We start from the raw sequence: 21290 nt of genomic DNA on the forward strand, positions 1-21290 counted from the left end.
ACGGCCAGCAGCACGCTGGCCGTCGTCTCTACCGAATGCCTGGAGTCACCCCATGTCCACTGAAACACTACAAAAGACACCGTTGCACGCTCTGCACCTGGAATTGGGTGCGCGCATGGTGCCGTTTGCCGGCTACGCGATGCCGGTCCAGTATCCGCTGGGCGTACTCAAGGAACACCTGCACACCCGCGAGCAGGCCGGCCTGTTCGACGTCTCCCATATGGGCCAGATCTGCCTGCGCGGCGTGGATGCCGGCAAGGCGCTGGAGCGCCTGGTGCCGGTGGATATCGTCGACCTGCCGGTGGGTATGCAGCGTTACGCGCTGTTCACCAGCGCCGACGGGGGCATCCTCGACGACCTGATGGTCGCGCGGCTGGCGGATGACGAGCTGTTCCTGGTGGTCAACGCCGCCTGCAAGGAACAGGACTTGCGTCATCTGCAGCAGCACCTGGAAGGCCTTTGCGAAGTGGAATCGCTGTTCGACAGCCGAGCCTTGCTCGCCCTGCAGGGGCCGGCGGCGGCGCGGGTGCTGGCGCGCCTGGCGCCGGAAGTGACCGGCATGACCTTCATGCAGTTCGCGCCGCTACGCCTGCTGGGTGTCGATTGCTATGTCAGCCGCTCGGGGTATACCGGCGAGGACGGCTATGAAATCTCGGTGCCGGTCGAGGCGGCGCTGATGCTGGCCCGCTCGCTGCTGGCCGAGCCCGAGGTGGCGGCCATCGGCCTCGGTGCGCGCGACTCGCTGCGCCTGGAGGCGGGGCTGTGCCTGTATGGCCACGATATGGAAACCCGCACCACGCCGATCGAGGCCAGCCTAGCTTGGGCGATTTCCAAGGTACGACGTGCCGATGGCGAACGTGCCGGCGGCTTCCCCGGTGCCGAGCAGATCTTCGCCCAGCAGCGCGATGGCGTGGCCAGCAAGCGCGTCGGCCTGCTGCCGAAGGAGCGGGTGCCGGTGCGCGAGGGCACGCTGACCGTCAATGCCCGCGAGGAGGTGATCGGCCGCGTTACCAGCGGCGGTTTTGGCCCGAGCCTGGGCGGGCCACTGGCCATGGGTTACGTGCAGAGCGAGCAGGCGGCGCTGGACAGCGAAGTCTTCGCCCAGGTGCGCGGCAAGCTGGTGCCGATGCAGGTAGTGCGGACGCCGTTCGTTGCGCAGCGTTACTACCGTGGCTGAGGTCATGGCTGTGCAGACAGGGGTGAAGCTGCGTGGCGCCGACAAGGTGGCGCGGATTCCGGTGAAGATCCTGCCCACCGAGGATGTGCCACGCAAACCGGACTGGATCCGCGTGGAGATCGCCGCCTCGCCCGAGGTGGCACGAATCAAGGCGTTGCTGCGTAAGCACAAGCTGCACAGCGTCTGCGAGGAAGCCTCGTGTCCAAACCTGGGGGAGTGTTTCTCCGGGGGCACGGCGACCTTCATGATCATGGGCGATATCTGTACGCGGCGCTGTCCGTTCTGCGATGTCGGGCACGGTCGGCCCAGGCCGCTGGATGTGGACGAGCCGCGTAACCTGGCCACCGCGATTGCCGATTTGCGCCTGAAATACGTGGTGATTACGTCGGTGGACCGCGACGACCTGCGCGATGGCGGTGCGGGGCATTTTGCCGAATGCATTCGCCAGATTCGTGCGAAGTGCCCTGGGATCCAGCTGGAGACGCTAGTGCCGGATTATCGTGGGCGAATGGAGGCGGCGTTGGCAATCACCGCCGAAGCGCCGCCGGATGTGTTCAACCACAACCTGGAGACGGTACCTCGCTTGTACAAAGCAGCGCGGCCGGGGTCGGACTTCGAGTGGTCTCTGGATTTGCTGGAGCGGTTCAAGCAGTTGGTCCCGGAGGTGCCGACCAAATCAGGCCTGATGCTCGGGCTAGGGGAGACGGACGAGGAGGTGATTAAGGTGATGACGCGGATGCGTGAGCACGGGGTGGATATGCTGACGCTGGGGCAGTATCTGCAGCCGTCGCGCAGTCACTTGCCAGTGCAGCGATTCGTGCATCCCGACGTGTTTGCCTGGTTTGCCGAGGAGGGGGCGAGGATGGGCTTCAGGCATGTAGCTTCTGGTCCGTTGGTGCGATCTTCCTACCATGCAGATCAACAACTCGGGAATGTTCACCCAGTTCGCTAAAGGCCCGCTGGAACCCTTTCGCTGTAAGGGTTCCAGCGCAGCTGCCAATGCGTTCGGTGAGAGTTGTGGAACCACCGGATAGCAAGCGTGCACGGCGCTAGTACAGGTGTCCGGCTGACTTAGCAAGGAACACGCTCGTAGCCGCGAGTACTTGGTCTGGGTACTCCCTATGCGGCAGGTGCCCACAGTTTTCCAGCATGTGCAAAGTAGGCGCTCGGCTTATCCCAGCACACAAACGCTCGGGATGATGCCGAGTCCCATACTCGTCGCGGTCTCCATGTAGAACCAGCGCTGAGCACTGTACCTGGGCCAGTTGCCTATCAAGGTTCCACTGCCGAAATTCCTCCGAGAGCCAAGTATCGACCCAACTGCGCAAAACCCACTCAGCTTTCTTTCCATGGTACTGCTGAAGTCGTTCCATCTGGCCAGGCAGGGCAAACCGCCGCGCTGCGGAACGGATACCGTCAAGGATCGCGTTGTCGACTGCAGCTTGGGCGGACTCGGTAATCAGTCCGTGGCATGCTTGCGGATGGGCGGCCGCGCAGCCAACCGCCATGCCGCCGCCTACGCTATGGCCGAAAACCACGAATTGGCTTAGTTGGAAGTATTCACGCACTGCTTGAAAATCACCGTGAGCTTCATCCTCGATGAAGCTCGGTGTCAGATTGACCAAGCAAGCGCTAGAGCGCCCAAAACCAAGCCGGTCGTAGGCGATCACCTCGCGCCCACAAGACTGGGCCAACCGCAGCGGAAAATCGCGCCACAGTTCCACACACCCTAGTGAATCGTGCAGAAGCACGATTGGAACCCCGCGTGATTTCCGCGGACTCCAACACTCTGCATACAAATGACCTCGTGGCGTCTCGATCCTGTGTGACTGCTTGGCAATGTCGGTCATACCCGTGCTCCGTTCAAAAGGTAAATCACTTGGTCAGGCCGACTCCGGCGACAGAGAAGATGAGCGGGTTTTCGCTCCTTTGTACAGGTCGTAAACAGTTGCGACGAAAAATATGGCCAAGGAGGGCAGTAACCAAGCAAGGCTGGCGTTAGCCAAGGGGAGTTGACTGACCCAGAGCAGAACACTCGGTGGCAGTAAACCCGCTGCCATGCATGCGTCGATAAGGCCGAAACCCAGTGCGCAAGCGGTTACCGGTATCAATACCCGCGCAGGGCTGTTGAGGCGAGAGCTAATCAGGCTGAGCAGAATGATTGCGATGCAAGGCAGGTAGATTGCGGTCAGCACCGGTACAGACACCGCGATCAGTTGGGTAAGTCCCACGTTGGAGACAGCGAAGGAAAATCCAGCGAGCAGCGCTGCCAGTGTTCGGTAACCGAGCGGCAAGAATTTGCTGAATGCTTCTGCGCATGCGCAGGTCAGTCCAATCGCCGTTACCAGGCAGGCGATGGTGATCAGGAATGCCAGGAGCCAGTAGCCGACTGCGCCGTAGGTATGCAGTACATAGGCATTGAGCACCTGAGCACCATTGTCGGCATGATCGACGAGCCCGCCTGCATGAGCCCCCAGTTCGAAAAGGCTGGCGTAGACCAGGCTTAGACCCACACCGGCAATCAACGCTGCGATGACGCTGTATTTGAACAGCTGCCGCGGCGCATGGATGCCGCGATGTTTCAAGGCGTTCACTACCACTGCACCGAATACCAGTGAGGCCAATGTATCCATGGTCAGGTAGCCTTCCGTAAGCCCTTTACTGAAGGCCTGGGTATCGAACGGTGGCTCAGCAGGACCTTGTGGACCCGCAGTCCAGATGAATGCTCCAACACCGAGGATCGCCAAAGCAGCTACCTTGATCGGCGCAAGGCAGCGGCCCACCGAGTCCAACAGCCGGCCGGGATACAGGGATACCGCCAGGACCAAGGCAAAATAGAGGGCGCTGTAAGCGAACAAGTGCGCAGGGCTGTTGCCGAGCCACGGTGCTACACCAACCTCGAATGACACGGTAGCGGTGCGCGGAGTAGCAAACAGGGGGCCAATACACAGAAAACAAACGATTGCCAATGTGCGCGCAGCCAGTTTCCCCAGTGGCGCGCACAGCTTGTCCATGGAGCCTTCAAATCGAGCCAGAACGACAATCGCGAGTACCGGCATGCCTACGGCAGTGATGAAATAGCCTGCGGCGGCGGTCCATACCTGGTCACCCGCGCTCAGGCCGATCATAGGCGGAAAGATGATGTTACCGGCGCCGACAAAAAGCGCAAAGGTCATGAAACCGAGAGCTAGCAAGTCTCGCTTGGAAAGATTAACCATTGGGATTTTCTTCAGAAAGGTGAACGTTCAGCTCGGCAAGGCCGTTCGCAGAGCAGCAGTGACAACGATGGCGAATACCACCACCGGGAAGAAGGAGTAACGGGTGGCCGCAACTAGGGTGAGGCCCAAGGCAATCAGGTCAGACGGCTGTCCACTGACGAATTTTGGCGCGATCACTGCAATCAGCACACAACCGGGGGCTGCCTCGAGCACCTGGGTGAGCTGTGGGCCGATGACCCGTTTACGCAACAGCAGAAAACCCATGATGCGAGTCAGGTAAGTGACGACGGCCATCCCAAGGATGGTGACCAAGGTGGTGATATCCATCATGGTTTGGCCCACAGGTAGGCGCTGACCAGTCCTGCAACGGTGCCAGCCAGCACATACCAGCCACCGGGGATCAACAGATAAAAGAGTGCTGCAGTGATTAGACTGAAGAGCCAGGGCAGGGCGGCATGCACACCTTTCCACATGCCCTTGAGCAGTACCAGAAAGACTGCCGCGAAGGCCATGTCGAAGCCGTAGCCATGCAGGTCGCCCAGCAGCGGCCCTACCAATGCGCCGAGGGTGGTAAAGCAGACCCAAGTGCCCCAGAGGCACAACGAAACGCCCATGTAATAGCGCAAGCTGAAGCCTGCGCGTCGGCGCGCATCGGCCAGGCCCATGGCCCAGCTCTCATCGCACATGAAGAACAACGCGCCGAGCGCCTGCCTCAGCGGCAAATCCCGCAGGTAGGGTGCCAAAGTCGCGCCCATCAGCAGGTGTCGGCTATTGACCAGCAAGGTCATGGCTACGATCACCAGGATTGCCGGAGGTGATGTCCAGAGCTCGATAGCGGCGAATTCCGAGCCGCCGCCAAAGTTCAAGCCGGTCATCAGCGCGACCTCGCCTGCAGCAAGACTGCGTTGCGATGCCTGGGCGCCGAGCACCAAGGCAAAGGGAATGAAGCCCAGCAGAACGGGTACGGCAGCTATTGCTCCGCGGCGCAAATCGTCGTTGGGTGTTGTGGCTGGGGGATCACTCAGAGCAGGTTCAATGACATTCATACGCACCTCCGTTGGAGGCAAATTATTTCAATTTGTCGCTGAAATTTGCTTGCGTAATTGCATGATCAGCATGAGCATTTAGCATCCAGTTTCAGAATTTTCCTATAGCGAGAATCCAATGCCAATCAAGCTAGATGCTATCGATCGCCGCATCTTGAGCGCCCTGCAGAGAGATGGTCGCCTGCAAAATCAGGAGCTTGCCAAGCAGGTCGGGCTTTCCCCATCGCCATGCCTGCGTAGGGTCCGCCTGCTGGAGGAATCTGGCGTGATTGAACGCTACGTGGCGCTGGTGGACCCGGCGAAAGTGGCGCTAGGGCTGACTTTGTTCGTCCGGGTTTGGCTCAAGCGCCAGGACCAGGCCACCACCGATGAGTTCATCAACGCCGTCCGCCAGTTACCGCAAGTGGTGGAGTGCCACGTGATGGCAGGCGATTGTGATCTCATGCTTAGAGTAGTGGCAGCAGACCTGGAGGCTTATCGACGCTTCCAGATCGCTCATTTGACAAGCCTGGACGTGGTGCAAAATGTCAAAACCGAGGTTCCAATGGAAAAGATCAAGCTCACTACCGAACTGCCGGTGTAAGTTGTGGCCTCGATTTTATTGCGGGCGTTTTGAGCCGATGCCGACAAGGTCCGCGAGCCACCGAAGCCGGCAGCCCGCGTTATTTGATAACGCGTTGGAAAGTAATTAACGCATAAGCCAGCCACCTGCCACATCCAGCACCTGGCCAGTGATAAATGCGCTATCTGGCGCACTCAGATAGCACGCCGCGTCGGCGACCTCACACGGCTGCCCCAGCCTGAGCAACGGCGTATCGGCGATCACTGCTTCATTGGCTGCGGAGGCAACCGTCTTCAACAGAGGGGTTTCGATGCGCCCAGGTGCCAGAGCATTGGCCGTGATGCCATAGGCACCGAGTTCTCCGGCCAGGTGTCGGGTAAAGCCAATGATGGCCGCCTTGGTAGCGCTGTAGTGTGCTGCGACCAAAGGTAGGTACGCACTGCCTGCCACCGAGGACATGTTGATGATGCGGCCGAAGCGTTGCTCGACCATCGAGGGCGAAAGCAAACGTGACAGGTTGAACGCGCCGTTCAGATTTACCGCAACCACCTGCTGCCATTCCGTTGGGCTCATCTGCCAGATCGGGGCAGGCTTGCCCTCATGCTTTGGGGAAATTCCCGCATTGTTGATGAGCGTATCCACGCGACCGATTTCCTCAGCCAGCAGCGCACAGGCATGCTGGCATTGTTCAAAGTCGCCAACATCTGCAGCTTGCCAGGCAACGTGGAAGCCCTGGGCGCGCAGTGCTTCACCTTGTGCTTGCACGGCTTGCGGGTTGAGGTCGAGTAGCGCAACGCGGGCACCTTCTTCGCAATAGCGTTGTGCGATAGCCGCGCCGATACCGCTTGCCGCGCCTGAAACCAGAACATTTCTACCGCTGTGACGTCCTGCAATCATGGGTTTATCTCCAACATTATCTTGCCGATGTGACGACTGGTCTCCATCAGCGCATGAGCTTGTGCGGCCTGATACAGAGGGAAAGTAGAGTGAATAACCGGCAGGCAGAGACCGGAATCGAGCAGAGGCCAGACGTGGACCTGCAAAGCGTCGGCGATCGCCTCCTTCTCTGCTTTGGGTCGGGCGCGAAGTGTCGAGCCGGTAAACGTCAGGCGCTTGAGCATGATCGGCATGACGTTCAGGTCCACCTGGCTGCCTTCGAGGAAGGCGATTTGCACAAGCCGGCCTTCCACGGCCAGCGCATCGATATTTCGTTGCAGGTAGCTACCCCCGACCATATCGAGGATCAGGTTGACCCCCTTGCCTGCGGTTTCGGCGTCGATCACCTCGACGAAGTCTTCTTCGTGGTAGTTGATGACCCTGCTGGCGCCTGCGCTACGACAGGCCTGTAACCAACGGGAACCCGCAGGCAATGCGCGGCCGGTGCACAACAGTACTCGGCATAACCGCCCCCCGGCGTGAGTGCACAGACGTGCGTGCCAACCTGCACGTTCTGTACGCCAGCGCCGACAGCCACGACTTCACCGGAGACTTCCAGGCCCAGGTAAGGTGAAGCATCAACAGGGGGCGGATAGCTGCCGGAGCGTTGCAAAATGTCCGGGCGATTCACGCCGGCATACGCAACCCGGATCAGCACTTCGTCAGCGGCCGGGGTCGGGATGTCAGCCTCGGTCAGATGCAGGCAAGCAGCACTGCCTCCTGGGCGGTGTTCAATCAACAGCATCTTCTGCTCCATAGTCTGCCGCTCCTTCATAGCCCCAGGTACGCCCGCTTGACATGGGGATTCTCCAGCAGTTCTTGCCCTGTGCCTGTCAGGGTGATGCTGCCGTTCTCCAGCACGTAGCCGCGATGAGCGACACGCAGGGTATGGACGATGTTCTGCTCGACGATCAGTACCGTGGTACCCAGCGCGAGGATCTTGTCGATGATGCCGAACACTTGGGAAACCAGCAGCGGCGACAATCCCAGAGACGGCTCGTCGAAAATCAGCAATTTGGGATCAGACATCAGCCCGCGTGCGATGGCGACCATCTGTTGCTCACCACCCGATAGTGAACCGGCATGTTGCTCCAATCGCTCACGTACCCGCGGGAACAGCTCCAGCACTTGTTCCAGGCGTTGCTTGACCGCAGGCCGAGCGGCCTTTTTATAGGCTCCCATCAGCAGGTTGTCGCGTACGCTGATGAACGGGAACAACTGGCGCCCTTCGGGAATCAGCGTGACGCCGGCAGCGACAATCTCGTCAGGGGCACACCCGTCGAGGCGGCGGCCTTCGAATTCGACCGTGCCGAGAGAGGGGCGGATCAGGCCGCAGAGGCTGCGAAGTGTTGTGGTCTTGCCGGCTCCATTCGCGCCTACCAAGGTCACCACTTCACCCGCCTTGACCTCGAGAGAGACGCCTCGCAGGACCTCCGTATTGCCATAGCCAGCATGGATGTTTTCAAGCCGCAGCATGGTCGTACTCCTTGCCCAGATAAGCTTCGATGACTTGCGGATTGGTCACCACAGCTTGTGGTTCGCCATCCATCAGTACCGCGCCGGTACTGATCACCACGATGCGGTCGGACAAGGTCATGGTTGCCTGCATGATGTGCTCGATCATCAGCACACTGACCCCCGTGTCACGCACACGGCGGATGATCTCGATGGCCTTGCCGACATCGGTGGGGTTCAGGCCCGCCATGACTTCATCCAGCAGTAGGACGCGCGGGCGCGTGGCCAACGCACGGGCCATTTCCAGGCGTTTCATGCCACCGACCGTGAGGTTGCGTGCGCGGGTGTCGAGCAGTGGGCCAAGGTCGGTGAGGGCGGCAACCTTGGTGGCGATCTGCCGGGCTTCGACGGGGTCGCGGGTGTGCATGAATGCGCCGAGCATGATGTTCTCGCACACGCTCAGGTCAGCGAACGGCTGCACGATCTGGAACGTACGGCCAATGCCGGCCACGGCGAACTGCGCAGGGCTGGACGGCGTTACCCACTGACCGGCTGCCGTGCGTACCTTCACCTGGCCCGAGGAGGGCTGGATAAATCCCGAGAGTTGGTTGAACACGGTGGTCTTGCCGGCACCGTTGGGGCCGATCACACCCACGATCTCACCCTCGTTGAGGGTCAGCGACACGTCGTTGGTCGCGTGCAACCCGCCGAAAAACTTGTGCAGGTTTTCCGCGACCAGAATCGGTTGGCCCGTATGCTTCGACGGCTGGGATACCGGGCGTGCTGCGGCTGGCGGCACGGTGTTGGGCTTGCCGCCAGGTAGCCGGTCCACCCACGCACTGACCCTCTGCCCGAAGCGCCCTACCAGGCCTTGTGGAATTGTCAGGACAAAGGCTACCAGCACCAGTCCATAGACAAGCCCGTGTACGCCGCTGCCGGCGTCGCCTAGCCAGCCACGTGCAAGCTCTGCCAGCGGCAACACGATCAGGGTACCGATCAGAGGCCCCGACAAGGTCCCAAGGCCTCCAATCAGGGCGAACATGGCGATCTGGATGGACAGCTCCAGCGAGAACATGGCACCAGGCTCGATGAAGGTCAGGTACATGGCGTGGAAGCTTCCGATCAGGCTGGTCAGCGCCGCGGACAACGCCACGGCGATCAGTTTGACCTTGACTGCGTTGACGCCCACGGCCTGGGCTGCGTCCTCGCGCTCGCGTACAGCGATCAGGTAATAGCCCAGGCGCGAATGCTTGATTTTCCACGAAACCAGCAAGGTGATTGCAAGGAAACCGAATGCGATCAACAGGTAAGGCCAACGTGCGCGGAACAGCATCCACTCCGCCCCCAGCTTCAGAGGCACGGCCAGGCCCGCAGCGCCGCCGGTGAGGTCATGCTGATTGATGACCAGCAGGCGCACTACCTCCAGTACAGCAATGGTCGCTAAGGCGAAGAAAGGCCCACGCAGTCGGAAGCAGGGCCAGCTGATAACTACGGCCAGCACGGTGGACACGACCGCGCCCACAAGCATGCCGAGCCACGGGCTCATGCCGAGGTGCAGCAGCAGGAGGGTGCTGACGTAGGCGCCGGTGCCATAGAACACCGCATGGCCCAGGGACAGCTGGCCTGCGAAGCCGCCGACGATGTTCCAGGCACTGGCCAGTGCTGCATAGCTGCAGATCAGGATGAACAGGTGGAAGACAAAGTTCGAGCCCGCCGAGAACGGGATGATCAGCAACAGCGACAGCGCTGCAAAGCTGAGGTAGATGCGCGGATGAAGAAAGTTCATCGGTTAGCTCCTATTCTGAGCCACGCCCGGCACCGAACAGACCGGTGGGGCGGAAAATGAGAATCGCCAGGAAAATCAGGAAGTACACGACTTCCTTGAGGTCAGGGGCGATGTAATAGCCAGCCAGGCTGTCGACGACGCCGATCAGCAACGAACCAACCAAGGCACCGGAGAGGCTGCCAAGTCCACCTAGCACCACGATGACGAACGCGGTGAGGACGAAGAAGGTGCCGAAGGTCGGAAACACCGGGTACTGCGGCGCGATCATCGCCGCCGCCAGCCCCAGGCAGGCGCAGCCCAGGCCAAAGGCGAAGATGTAGATGCGGTTTACGTTCACCCCCATGAGCAACGCGGCATTGCGGTGCTGTGCCGTGGCGCGCACGGCGCGCCCCAGGAAGGTGTTGTGCAGGAACCAGTGCAGGCCGCCGACCAGTGCCAGCGAAACCATGAACGTCAGTAACTGGCCGGTGTTAGCCCGCAGCGGGCCGACGGCCAAACTGCCGGCCCCCACACCGCTCGGATTGCTCACGGTGAGCACATCGGCACCGAATACCATCAGCGCAGCGTTCATCAGGGCGATCGACACCCCAACCGTGGCGAAGATCTGAATGTGCCCTTCGGCGGCCAATAGGGGTTGGATGATGAAGCGCTGCATGCCCGCGCCCAGCACAAACAGCAGCGCCACTGCAGGAATGACCGTGGCGTAGGGGTGCAGGCCGAAATGCACGTTCATCAGGTACACCGCGTACATGCCGATCATCAGGAACTCGCCATGGGCGAAGTTGACCACCCGGACGATGCCAAAAATCAGCGTCAGACCGATGCTGATGATGGCGAGCGTGCCACCCAGCAACACACCGTTCAGCAGAAGTTGCAGGAAGATATCCATGAAAGGTCCTCATGCGCAGGCGGCGCGCCACAAGCACGACGCGGGCCTGCGTACAGCGTGTGGGTCAGGGCTGGCTGGCCAGAGTGGCCTGGGCAACGGCGGCGGCTTGGGGATAGACGGTTTTAAGCACGCCCTGCTGCCACTGCATGATGGTGGTTTGTGCGCGCTCGTTCTGGCCATTGGCAGCGAACTTCGCACCGATGTTCGCGGCGGTCTGACCGATCGGAATGTCGATCGTCTTTACCGCTTCGCGGATGTCTTCGGCATCGAGCGATTTGGCGCTGGCCATGGCATCGAGGAATACCTTGGCGCCGACATAGTTGATCAGGCTGTGGCCTGAGCGCGGCTCGCTGCCGTAGCGTGCGCGATAGGCTTCGGCGAAGGCAGCGATGCCCGGTGCACCGGCCTCGTTGGTCTGGAACTGCGGGAAATCGACGTCCAGTACGCCTTCGATGTTCTGCGCGCCGACCACCTTGACGGTGTCCTGCATGGAATAGCCTCCACCGGCACCGATGATGGCCTTAGGCGCAAAGCCGGCTTCACGGATCTGTCGGAAGAACAGGGTGGTGTCGTTCTGGTAGGAGGTTTGCAACACAACATCGGCGCCAGCGCCTTTGAGGCGCAGGATAAGTGACGAAAGGTCGACGGCTTTGGCGGAGTAGGGCAGCACCTCCACCACTTGCAAGCCTTCCTTGGCCGCCAACTCTTTCTGGAAGTTGGCGATGGTCGTGCCGTACAGCGCGTCTTCATGAATGATCGCAATCTTCAGGCTCTTGGCATCAACCTTCAGTTGAGGAGCGACCAGTTGGGTGATGGCGGTGATGGTGCCTTCGGCGAAATTACGAGCGGTGGGGTTGCTGCGATAAACGTTTTGAAGCCCACGATCGGTGATGTTGTCGGCCACGGCTCCGAGCTCGAAATAAGGAATGCCGGCCAGCTCGGTCACTTGCGTGGCGGCGAAAGACAATGCCGAGGAGTAACTGCCGAACACCGCAGCGACGTTGTCGCTGGAGGTAAGCCGGCGAGCGGCGCTGACCGCTTGCGCGGCATCCACTGCATCGGCCTTGATCAGCTTGATTCGCTCACCGTTGAGGCCGCCAGCGGCATTGCGCTGCTCCACGGCCAATTCGACCCCGCGAAAACTCTCATCGCCCAGCAGTGCGAGGGCTCCGCTGAGTGGGTAGAGGGCACCTATTGGCACATCGGCATGTGCGGTGAGCGAGACTGACAGGGTAAGGGCAGCAAGGCCATTGATGGCCCAGGGCATGATTTTCATTGTGTTGCCTCCTGGTGTATCAGCCATGCCGCATGGATTTGAACCGGTTCAATTACAGGGTCAAAAAAAACGCCTGGCAAGGCGTGGGCTGCGTGGCTGTGGTCTTATTGTTGATTCAGGACGACTTTGTTCATAAATGAACCGGTTCATTTTTAAGTCTGGTGATACACTGCTGTCAAGCAGGAGTTACCACCACCATGACAAAAAACGACAAACCAAAACTGCGCGACGTGGCACGTCTGGCCGGCGTTTCACTGGGCAGTGCTTCTCGTGCCTTGTCCAACCCGGACCAGGTCAAACCAAGCACGCTTGCCAAGGTCGATGCGGCTGTACGGCAGCTGCAGTATGTGATGGACGGCGCTGCGCGAGCCCTCGCATTACGGCGTACCTTCAGTGTCGCTGCGATCTTCCCCACATTGAACAACCCGATCTACGCTGACTCGATCCAGGCGCTGCAGCAGCGGCTCAATACAAGTGGCTACCAACTGATCATTGCCTCGCACGAGTACGATCGTGAGCGAGAGCTTTCCAGTGTGCGTAACTTTATCGAAAGAGGTGTGGAAGGGATTTTCCTGGTGGGCACAGACCATGATCCTGCGGTGTTCGAACTGTTGCAGCGATCACAGCGCCCCTACGTCCTGATGTGGTCGGTGGATGATTGCCGTGAACACTGCGCGGTGGGCTTCAGCAATGTGCGGGGAGGCGAGTTGATCGCGGACCATGTGCTTGCGCTAGGCCACCGGGACGTTGCAATTCTCACCGGACAGCGCCAGTACAACGAGCGTGCCAGGTATCGAATCGAAGGGGTGCGTAAACGCTTTGCGCAGATGGGGCTCGATATTCCTGAAAACCGGATGATCGAACAGCCATTCAGCCTTGACGGCGGACGCGCCGGTTTCGAGCAGGTGTTTGCCATGCAACCGCGACCGACTGCGCTGGTTTGCACCACAGACCTGCTGGCGCTGGGGGCCTGCGAGCAAGCTAAACGTCGGGGAGTCTGCGTGCCGACGCAGATGACCATCACCGGCTTCGACGACATCAGTTTCAGCGCGATTGCATCGCCCTCATTGACCTCGATCAGGATCCCGATTTTCGAAATCGGGCAACTCAGCGCCGACATGATGATTGCGCAGGTCGAAGGTATCCAGATTGAGCGGGTTGTCGAACTGGACATTTCACTGGTCACGCGCGAAAGCAGCGCGAGTCCAAGTGTTGATCTGCCAAACCGTAAATAGCGCTTGAACTGAGGCACTCACCTTGGACAAAGAAAACTACGCGCAGATGCTTGCTTTTTTGTGGGCCTATGAGCATCGGAGCTTCTCGGCCGCTGCTCGGGCCAATGACCTGTCGCCATCAGCGATCAGCAAACTTGTCACTCGCTTGGAAGATCGCCTTTCAGTACGCCTGTTTCAGCGCGGGAGCCGAGCCTTGACGCTAACCGAGGAGGGGGCGGTCTACCTGACCAGTGCCCGTGCGGTCATGGACGCCATGGCGGAAGCCGACTCCCTCGCCGAGCTTTTTCCTGGCCGGCTAAGCGGAAGTTTGCGCATCCATACGATGGCGACGTTCGCCAAGCATCAGATCATACCTTGGCTGCCAGACTTCCTGGCTGATCATCCGGATCTCTCGGTGACCATCGAGGTGGGCGCGCAGTATGTTGATCAGTTCGATCACGGCCTGGATGTTGCCATTCACAGTGGTGTATTGCCTGATTCATCGCGCGTTGCCAGACGTATTGGTGAGGCCCAATGGATTACCTGCGCTGCTCCTTCCTACCTGGAGAAGCGTAGTCGGCCGCAAACGCCTGCCGACCTGCTCGAACACGATTGCTTCCACTTCGCGTTCAACAGCCCCTGGAACATCTGGAGCTACGAGCACGCTGGCGAGACAACGATCGTTCCCATCAAGCCCCGTTCGACATTCACACAAGGGGACTTGCTGCGCTCGCTCGCGTTGAATGGTGGCGGCATTGTTCGACTCGCCGATTTCCATATCGGTAAGGACCTGAGAGCCGGGCGATTGCTGCCGGTGCTGGAGTCTTATCAAAGCCGCATCGCGCAGCCGATTTATCTGATCTACCCAAACCGCAAGAATGTCAGTCCCCGTATCAGGGCCTTTATCAAGGCGATGGAGCAGCATATCGCGCTGAATCCCTGGACGATCCAGCCTCCAGCAAAGGCGAAGCGTTAACAAAAAAGGGGGAGAACCCTGCCTGTCATACTTGCGGTCCTGTGAACTCAGGGAAAACCCCCTTTGCCGTGGAGTCACAACTCGCCTGCGACCTGTTCGATTAAGGTGTCGTCAGTGCCCCGGATAGCATTTCGTAGCTGCCGGACGCGACTGTCCAGACACTCTGTCAATCGGAATAGGCTATGAACAAGAACTACATTGCTGGCCAGTGGGTCGAGGGTGCGAGTATCAATCGCAATATCAACCCATCGGATATCACCGATATCGTCGGCGAATACGCTAGGGCCGATACCCGCCAGGCTGAGCTGGCCGTAGAGGCTGCGCATGATGCGCAACCCACCTGGGCCCGGATGAGCGCTGAACAGCGTGGCGATGCCTTAGACCGGATCGGCTCCGAGATACTCGCACGCAAAGAAGAACTCGGCTTGCTGCTTTCACGGGAGGAGGGCAAGACGCTAGTAGAGGGCGTCGGCGAGGTGGTCCGCGCCGGCAGGGTGTTCAAGTTTTTCGCGGGCGAAGCTCTGCGTCTGTCGGGCGAACGCCTCGCAAATATTCGTCCGGATGTCGAAGCCGAAGTACGGCGCGAGCCTGAAGGCGTAGTGGGCATCATCACTCCTTGGAATTTCCCCATTGCCATCCCCGCCTGGAAAATTGCGCCGGCATTGGCATATGGCAATGCGGTGGTGTTCAAACCGGCAGACCTGGTACCCGCTAGCGCCTGGGCCCTTGCGGAGATCATAAGCCGCGCAGGTCAGCTCCCGGCAGGTGTTTTCAACCTGGTCATGGGCCCAGGCTCCCAGGTTGGCAATGTGTTCGCCAAGCATCCCAAGGTCAGGGCGTTGTCGTTCACCGGGTCAACCCAGACTGGGCGTTCCATCGGCCTCGAATGTATGGCGCGGGGTGCCAAGGTTCAGCTTGAGATGGGCGGTAAGAATCCACTGGTAGTGCTCAACGATGCCAGCCTCGAGCAGGCTGTCGAAGTGGCGGTGCAAGGCGCGTTTTTCTCGACAGGCCAGCGTTGTACTGCCTCAAGTCGCTTCATCGTCGAAGACGCCATTCATGATCGTTTCGTAGCTGCTGTCGTCGAGCGGCTGGCGATGCTGAATATCGACAACGCCACCAAAGCAGGTACGGACATTGGTCCCGTCGTCTGCGAAAGCCAACTGCAGCAGGACTGCGATTACATCGATATTGCCACCCGCGAGGGCGGGCGTCTGGTTTTCGGTGGCGAACGTGTAGTGCGAGCAACTCAGGGCTACTACCTGAACCCGGCACTGATCGTCGACACCGAAAATCATATGCGGATCAACCGCGAGGAAGTGTTCGGGCCAGTCGCCAGTGTGGTTCGCGCCCGGGATTACGATGATGCCCTGCGCCTGGCCAACGATACCGAGTTCGGCTTGTCGTCCGGCATTTGCACCACTTCGCTCAAGCACGCCAGCGACTTCAAGGCACGCTCCACGGCCGGCATGGTGATGGTCAATGTGCCAACGGCGGGGGTCGATTACAACGCTCCTTTCGGCGGGCGCAAAGGCTCCAGCTATGGTGCACGGGAGCAAGGCCCGTTCGCCCGTGAGTTCTATACCGCCATCAAGACCACCTATACACAGGCCTGAGCTCCATGCGCGAACCATCGAATACTCAAAAAATCACCGGAAATACACGGCTCTTTGCCATCGTCGCCGACCCCATTGTGCATGTGAAAACACCAGAAGACATGAACGCACTCATGCGGTCCTGGGGGCATGACAGGGTGATGGTGCCCATTCATGTCGACGAGACTCAGCTTGCTACCGCGGTCGATGGCCTGCGGGCCCTGCAGAATCTGGACGGGTTTGTGGTCACGGTCCCACACAAGAGCGCCATCGTGCCGTTGTGCGACAGCTTGTCACCGGCGGCTCGCCAAGTGGGCGCGGTAAATGTCGTACGTCGGGATGCCGAAGGGCGGCTGCATGGTGACATCCTCGACGGAGTCGGGTTTGTCGCCGGCCTGCGCAACGCGGCGATCGAGCCTGCCGGCAAGACGGTTTATCTCGCTGGGGCCGGTGGCGCCGCGCAAGCGATCGCCTTTGCCCTGGCTGAGGCCGGCGTGGCACTGCTGACAATTGCCAACCGCACCGAGGCCAAAGCACAGCAACTGGTGACCCGCCTCGCGGGATTTTTCCCAGATGTATCTTTCAAGCTGGGGGGCAGGGACCCTTCTGGGCACGACCTGGTGGTGAACGCTACCTCGATGGGACTGCGCGATAGCGATGATTATCCGTGCGAGGTTCAGCGCCTGACCCCGGAGCAAACCGTGGCGGAAATCATCATGCAGCCTGAACATACCCCCTTGCTGGTTGCGGCTGCCGAGCGCGGCTGTCGGGTCCATCCGGGGCGGCCAATGCTGCAGTCCCAGATCGCGCTCATGGCCGCGGCGATGGGAGCAACCCATGAATAACTACGACTATGTCATCGTCGGTGGCGGCACCGCCGGTTGCATCCTGGCCAACCGCCTGACTGCATCAGGCAAACACAGTGTGCTGGTGCTGGAAGCAGGCGGGGAGCCCAATGGCCGTTGGATCCCGATTCCGGCTGGGTTCAGCAAACTGATGGTGGACAAACGTTTCAACTGGGACTTCAAGACCAAACCTGAAGCCGGCACCTACAATCGTGAAATCGCTGTGCCCCGCGGGCGAGGCCTGGGTGGTTCGACGTTGATCAATGGCATGATCTACGTGCGCGGCCAACCAGGCGACTATGACGCATGGGCAGAATCAGGCGCCAAGGGTTGGAACTTCGAAACACTCAAACCTTACTTCAGAAAGATCGAGAATTATGCATCGGGGGATGAGACGCGTGGGCACCAGGGCCCCATGCACATCCACCAGGTCAGCGAGCGTTTCACGCTGTCCACCGCTTTCCTGGAAGCAGCTGCGCAGGATGGTCATCCTCACAATGCTGACTACAACGGCCGGGATCAGACCGGTTTTGGCTACTACCAAGTGGCGCAAAAAGATGGGCGGCGCTGGAGTGTAGTCGACGGCTACCTCAAACCGGCCAGGTCACGGGCAAATCTGCACATCGTCCTCCATGCGCATGTACTGCGGGTCGACGTGCAGGGGAAACGCTGCACGGGCGTAACCTATGTACACAATGGTGAGCAAGTCAGCATCAAAGCCAATGCTGAAGTCATTCTTTGCGCCGGTGCCATCCAGTCTCCGCAGTTGCTGGAATTGTCCGGCATTGGCCAGCCGCAGGTGCTGCTCGCCGCTGGTGTACCACTCAAGCACGAGCTACGCGGGGTCGGGGAGAACTACATCGACCACTTTGCTACCCGCATGAACTGGCGCATGAAGAACGTCGTGACCTTGAATGAGCTGGCACGTGGCTGGCGGCTGGGGCTGGCAGTGACCGAATACTTTACCCGGCGAACCGGCATCCTGACGCTGGGAACCGGCCTGGTGCATGGGTTCATCAAGACCGACCCAGGCTTGCCTACGCCGGATATCCAGTATTTCTTCGTGCACGCCAGCTATGCCAATGCTGCGAATCGGATATTGGACAAGCATCCTGGCATGACCATCGGGGTCAGCCAACTGCGGCCCAAGTCGATTGGTTCGGTGCATATTGAAAGCAGTGACCGAAACGCGATGCCGGCCATTCGTCCCAACATGCTGGCTGCAGACGAAGACCAGCGCTGTATTGTCGAGGGCATGAAGATCGCGCGTCGGATCGTCATGCAGCCAGCCATGGCCCGCTTCGTCGAGGAGGAAACCAGCCCTGGGCTGCAGGCGCAGTCAGATGAACAATGGCTGGAGTTTGCCCGCAAGACAGGGCAGACCATCTACCACCCTCTGGGCACCTGTCGGATGGGCGAAGACGCAAGCGCAGTCGTCGACTCGCGACTTAGGGTGCATGGCTTGCAGGGGCTGCGAGTGGTCGACGCCTCGGTGATGCCTTCCATGGTTTCAGGGAATATCCAGGGCGCGGTAATGGCTGTGGCGGAGCGGGCGGCGGATCTGATCCTTGAGGACTATCTGCCCTAGTTCCCGTGCCAAATGGCAGGCGTAACGCAAGGAGCCTGCCAAGTTGCCGTGCCGCACAGGCAAAGCGGGTTTGCTCTGGGCAGCGATGCTCTGTGCATGCCTGTCGGCATAAGCTTGAACACACTCGTTTCCACGCACCAGGCGTGCTGAGTGAGAGGTTCATGCACCCTCGTGCATGAGCGGGCCAGGAAGCCAATAAATAACAATAATCAAATATCGGAGCTTTCTAATGGAACTTCGCAGCGACCCTCAATCCGCTGTTGGCCTTTCTACAAAAAAAATACAGGGCGCCGGCGCTGTCTCCTGGGGCGCGATGCTGCTGCTCTGGCTGGTGTATGCGCTGGACGCCAATTCACGGCACCTGTTTTTCATGGTGTTGCCTTCAATCACCAGCGAGTTCAAAACCAGCGCTGAAATGGCCGGGTTACTGGCGGCGGTCATCACCATCTCGACATCGTTGCTCGCTGTGCCACTGATGGTATGGGTGGATAAAGGTGGTCATGGCTGGCGGCGCAAATATCGGCATTTGCCTATCGTATTCGCCTATACGCTGTTCACGTTCCTGACGGGCTTCAACTTCCTCACCGCTTCATTGGGCGTGCTGGTGTGCTTGCAGATCCTTTCCCATGCTTTTGGCGGGGTGGGCGAGGCCGTGGAGGTCACCTCCCTGGCCGAGTGGTGGTCCAAGGAGCGTCGCGGCTTCGCGCTCGGTCTTCACCACACGGGTTACCCGTGGGGCACGTTGATTGGTGGTGTGGCGATCAGTGCGCTATTGAACGCCTACGGCCCGGAAAACTGGCGCTATGCGTTCTTGCTGTTCCCGATTCCCATGATCATCGTATTCACCTTGTACTGGAAGTTCAGCACGGCAGCGCGCTATCGAAAATTTACGGCGCATGTCGCCGCCGTTGGTGAAACCGCACCGAGTCTGAGCGATACACCTGCAATCCCGCAAAAAGGTGTGCTTAAGGACGTCCTGCGAAACCCCAATATCAGCGTCATTGCCCTGATCTCGATGTTCGCAATAGTCGGCTACTTCGGCATCAGCTTCTGGTTGCCGCAATACCTCGCGTTCGTTGCGCATTACAACTTTGCCCAAGCCGCAGCGTACTCTGTGCTCTTCACTATCACGGGTGGGATCGGCCAGATCCTGTGGGGATGGCTATCGGATCGAATCGGTCGAAAGTTGAGCCTGGTGATCGTCTTTCTCTGGCTGGGCGTGGGCATGTATCTGTTCCGCTATACCTCGGTCAGCCTCGGGTGGCTGATCGGCGTGCAGTTGTTTGCCGGTTTCGCCATGAATGCGCCCTACACCTTGCTGTATGCGATCGCATTCGACTCAGCCAAACCCGGCACGACTGGCTTGGCAGGCTCGGTGGTTAACGCAGGCATTTACGCGGGTGGTTTCGGCCCGCTGCTGATTGGTTTGTTCATTGGGGCCGGAGGCGGTTTCGAGCAGTCCGCAGGTTATCACCTTGCCCTGGTGTTCATCTCAGCGCTGATGTTCGTGGCGGCACTGTTGACGGCACTGTTCACCCGGGAAACGGCGGGTTGGTTCAAGCGTTATGACCGGTCGCTGGTCAGCCGCAGCGCGTGCAACATGAGTTGAGACGCTCCCTATTCTGATTGATGGTCACAACAACAAACGAGAACAATCATGTCCGATAAAAAAGTACCTCACGTACGTGAACTGCTTAAAGACGCTCCGCGCAATTGGGGTAAGTGGGGCGCTGACGATGAAGTCGGCTGTCTGAACTACCTCACTGCCAAGGAAGCCTTGGAGGGTGTCAGCCAAGTCCGGCAGGGGAAGACCTTTACCCTGCAGGTTCGTATTGGCGATGAGAAGGGCGATCCGGTTTGGCCAGGACGTACTCCGGCGCGGCGTATGAACATCATGGATCGCGGGCACTACAACTGTGGAAAAGGACCGCATTTCCCAGGTTGCTACGAGTATGCTGACGATGTGATGTTTTTCCATCTGCAGGGCTCAACGCAATATGACGCCCTTGGCCACGTGTGGTACGACGATCAGATCTGGAACGGCTACGATGCAGACACCACCATCGGCGGGCTGGCGAAGGCCAGCGTCGCACCGATTGGGGAAAAGGGCGTCGTGGGGCGTGGGATTCTCATCGACATGGCGCGCTTTCGCGACAAGCAGGTGTTGGCACCAGGGGAAACCTTCAATCACGAGGATTTGATGAACGCCGCTGCCGCTCAAGGCGTCAAGATCCAGAAACGCGACATTCTGCTCATTCGTACAGGATGGATCGGTTCGTTCTACTATCGCGACAGCGAAGAGTTCTACAAAGACTTCATCGAACCGGGACTGACCTATAGCCCGGAGCTTGTGCAATGGTTCCAGGACATGGAAATTCCCAACATCGTGACTGACACCATTGCCAACGAAGTAACCGTCGACCCGGTTTCCGGCGTCGCGTTGCCACTGCATAACGCATTGATGCGTAATCTTGGTATTACCCTGACAGAGATTGCGCAGTTGGATCCGCTTGCCGCCGACTGTGCCGAAGATGGGCAATGGACTTTCTTGTACACCGCTGCGCCGCTGAAGGTAGTAGGGGGGACTGGCGCACCGGTCAATCCGATCGTAATCAAGTAGCCTGCGTTGGGGCGCCATAATGGCGCCCTCGCGCTAGAGTCATCTATGCGCAGAACGCAATGCTGAGTGCGACTCGCGCGGGGTTAAGGAAACTCCGAACAAGTTGC

The 21290-nt window shown here is 59.5% G+C and carries 19 protein-coding genes and 1 pseudogene; 10 read left to right on the forward strand and 10 right to left on the reverse strand.

The genetic code is table 11. The features are described from left to right. Positions 1 to 52 precede the first annotated feature (52 nt). A complete protein-coding gene (gcvT, locus tag G1E_RS01530) occupies positions 53 to 1177 on the forward strand; it encodes a glycine cleavage system aminomethyltransferase GcvT (protein ID WP_009684891.1) in 1125 nt (374 codons plus the stop codon). Positions 1178 to 1181: 4 nt separating this feature from the next. After that, positions 1182 to 2129: a lipoyl synthase gene (lipA, locus tag G1E_RS01535; protein WP_099815951.1), complete on the forward strand. Its 948-nt coding sequence runs from the start codon at positions 1182 to 1184 to the stop codon at positions 2127 to 2129. 97 nt (positions 2130 to 2226) lie between these two features. Here the strand turns inward: lipA and G1E_RS01540 are convergent, their stop codons facing one another. Genes G1E_RS01540 through G1E_RS01555 form a run of 4 tightly spaced genes read right to left on the reverse strand, consistent with a single transcriptional unit; the run spans position 2227 to position 5441 of the window. After that, a complete protein-coding gene (locus G1E_RS01540) occupies positions 2227 to 3027 on the reverse strand; it encodes an alpha/beta fold hydrolase (protein ID WP_009684893.1) in 801 nt (266 codons plus the stop codon). A gap of 33 nt (positions 3028 to 3060) precedes the next feature. Continuing rightward, on the reverse strand, positions 3061 to 4395 hold the full coding sequence (brnQ, locus tag G1E_RS01545) for a branched-chain amino acid transport system II carrier protein (RefSeq protein ID WP_016486888.1): 1335 nt from the start codon (positions 4393 to 4395) through the stop codon (positions 3061 to 3063). Positions 4396 to 4422: 27 nt separating this feature from the next. Then, the gene (locus tag G1E_RS01550) at positions 4423 to 4725 is read right to left on the reverse strand and encodes an AzlD family protein (RefSeq protein WP_033690795.1); all 303 of its coding nucleotides are present in this window, start codon (positions 4723 to 4725) and stop codon (positions 4423 to 4425) included. Continuing rightward, on the reverse strand, positions 4722 to 5441 hold the full coding sequence (locus tag G1E_RS01555; protein ID WP_009684896.1) for an AzlC family ABC transporter permease: 720 nt from the start codon (positions 5439 to 5441) through the stop codon (positions 4722 to 4724). The genes G1E_RS01550 and G1E_RS01555 overlap by 4 nt, the downstream gene beginning before the upstream one ends. A 118-nt stretch (positions 5442 to 5559) precedes the next feature. On the opposite strand from G1E_RS01555, the gene G1E_RS01560 reads away from it, so the two are divergent. Beyond that, positions 5560 to 6024, forward strand: coding sequence for an Lrp/AsnC family transcriptional regulator (locus tag G1E_RS01560; RefSeq protein WP_009684897.1), 465 nt, complete (start codon positions 5560 to 5562; stop codon positions 6022 to 6024). A gap of 105 nt (positions 6025 to 6129) precedes the next feature. Here the strand turns inward: G1E_RS01560 and G1E_RS01565 are convergent, their stop codons facing one another. The 6 genes and pseudogenes from G1E_RS01565 to G1E_RS01590 all read right to left on the reverse strand — a co-directional run bounded on the left by G1E_RS01565 (position 6130) and on the right by G1E_RS01590 (position 12345). After that, positions 6130 to 6900, reverse strand: a complete 771-nt coding sequence (locus G1E_RS01565; RefSeq protein ID WP_009684898.1) for an SDR family NAD(P)-dependent oxidoreductase — start codon at positions 6898 to 6900, stop codon at positions 6130 to 6132. Continuing rightward, positions 6897 to 7714: pseudogene (locus G1E_RS30095) on the reverse strand (NAD(P)H-quinone oxidoreductase). The gene G1E_RS01565 and the pseudogene G1E_RS30095 overlap by 4 nt, the downstream one beginning before the upstream one ends. Then, positions 7711 to 8415, reverse strand: coding sequence for an ABC transporter ATP-binding protein (locus G1E_RS01575; RefSeq protein WP_009684901.1), 705 nt, complete (start codon positions 8413 to 8415; stop codon positions 7711 to 7713). The pseudogene G1E_RS30095 and the gene G1E_RS01575 overlap by 4 nt, the downstream one beginning before the upstream one ends. Next, entirely contained in the window at positions 8402 to 10180 is a 1779-nt protein-coding gene (locus tag G1E_RS01580) for an ATP-binding cassette domain-containing protein (protein ID WP_009684902.1), read from the reverse strand. Before G1E_RS01580 ends, G1E_RS01575 begins: the two co-directional genes overlap by 14 nt. 10 nt (positions 10181 to 10190) lie before the next feature. Beyond that, the gene (locus tag G1E_RS01585; RefSeq protein WP_009684903.1) at positions 10191 to 11069 is read right to left on the reverse strand and encodes a branched-chain amino acid ABC transporter permease; all 879 of its coding nucleotides are present in this window, start codon (positions 11067 to 11069) and stop codon (positions 10191 to 10193) included. A 64-nt stretch (positions 11070 to 11133) separates the two neighbouring features. After that, a complete protein-coding gene (locus G1E_RS01590; RefSeq protein WP_009684904.1) occupies positions 11134 to 12345 on the reverse strand; it encodes an ABC transporter substrate-binding protein in 1212 nt (403 codons plus the stop codon). 197 nt (positions 12346 to 12542) lie between these two features. Here G1E_RS01590 and G1E_RS01595 point away from each other — a divergent pair, with 197 nt between their 5' ends. The 7 genes from G1E_RS01595 to G1E_RS01625 all read left to right on the forward strand — a co-directional run bounded on the left by G1E_RS01595 (position 12543) and on the right by G1E_RS01625 (position 21183). Then, positions 12543 to 13580, forward strand: coding sequence for a substrate-binding domain-containing protein (locus tag G1E_RS01595; protein WP_009684905.1), 1038 nt, complete (start codon positions 12543 to 12545; stop codon positions 13578 to 13580). Between the two features lie 46 nt (positions 13581 to 13626). Beyond that, positions 13627 to 14535, forward strand: a complete 909-nt coding sequence (locus G1E_RS01600) for a LysR family transcriptional regulator (protein ID WP_009684906.1) — start codon at positions 13627 to 13629, stop codon at positions 14533 to 14535. Between the two features lie 182 nt (positions 14536 to 14717). Continuing rightward, a complete protein-coding gene (locus tag G1E_RS01605; RefSeq protein ID WP_009684907.1) occupies positions 14718 to 16151 on the forward strand; it encodes an aldehyde dehydrogenase family protein in 1434 nt (477 codons plus the stop codon). A 5-nt stretch (positions 16152 to 16156) separates the two neighbouring features. Then, the gene (locus tag G1E_RS01610; protein WP_016486891.1) at positions 16157 to 16975 is read left to right on the forward strand and encodes a shikimate dehydrogenase; all 819 of its coding nucleotides are present in this window, start codon (positions 16157 to 16159) and stop codon (positions 16973 to 16975) included. Then, entirely contained in the window at positions 16968 to 18563 is a 1596-nt protein-coding gene (locus G1E_RS01615; protein WP_009684909.1) for a GMC family oxidoreductase, read from the forward strand. The genes G1E_RS01610 and G1E_RS01615 overlap by 8 nt, the downstream gene beginning before the upstream one ends. Positions 18564 to 18792: 229 nt before the next feature. Then, the gene (locus tag G1E_RS01620; RefSeq protein WP_052960499.1) at positions 18793 to 20172 is read left to right on the forward strand and encodes a nitrate/nitrite transporter; all 1380 of its coding nucleotides are present in this window, start codon (positions 18793 to 18795) and stop codon (positions 20170 to 20172) included. Positions 20173 to 20220: 48 nt separating this feature from the next. Beyond that, positions 20221 to 21183, forward strand: a complete 963-nt coding sequence (locus G1E_RS01625) for a cyclase family protein (protein WP_016486894.1) — start codon at positions 20221 to 20223, stop codon at positions 21181 to 21183. Positions 21184 to 21290: the final 107 nt, after the last annotated feature.

Origin of the sequence: Pseudomonas sp. TJI-51 (genome assembly GCF_000190455.2) — a bacterium.
In the GTDB taxonomy this organism is placed as follows: Bacteria; Pseudomonadota; Gammaproteobacteria; order Pseudomonadales; family Pseudomonadaceae; genus Aquipseudomonas; species Aquipseudomonas juntendi.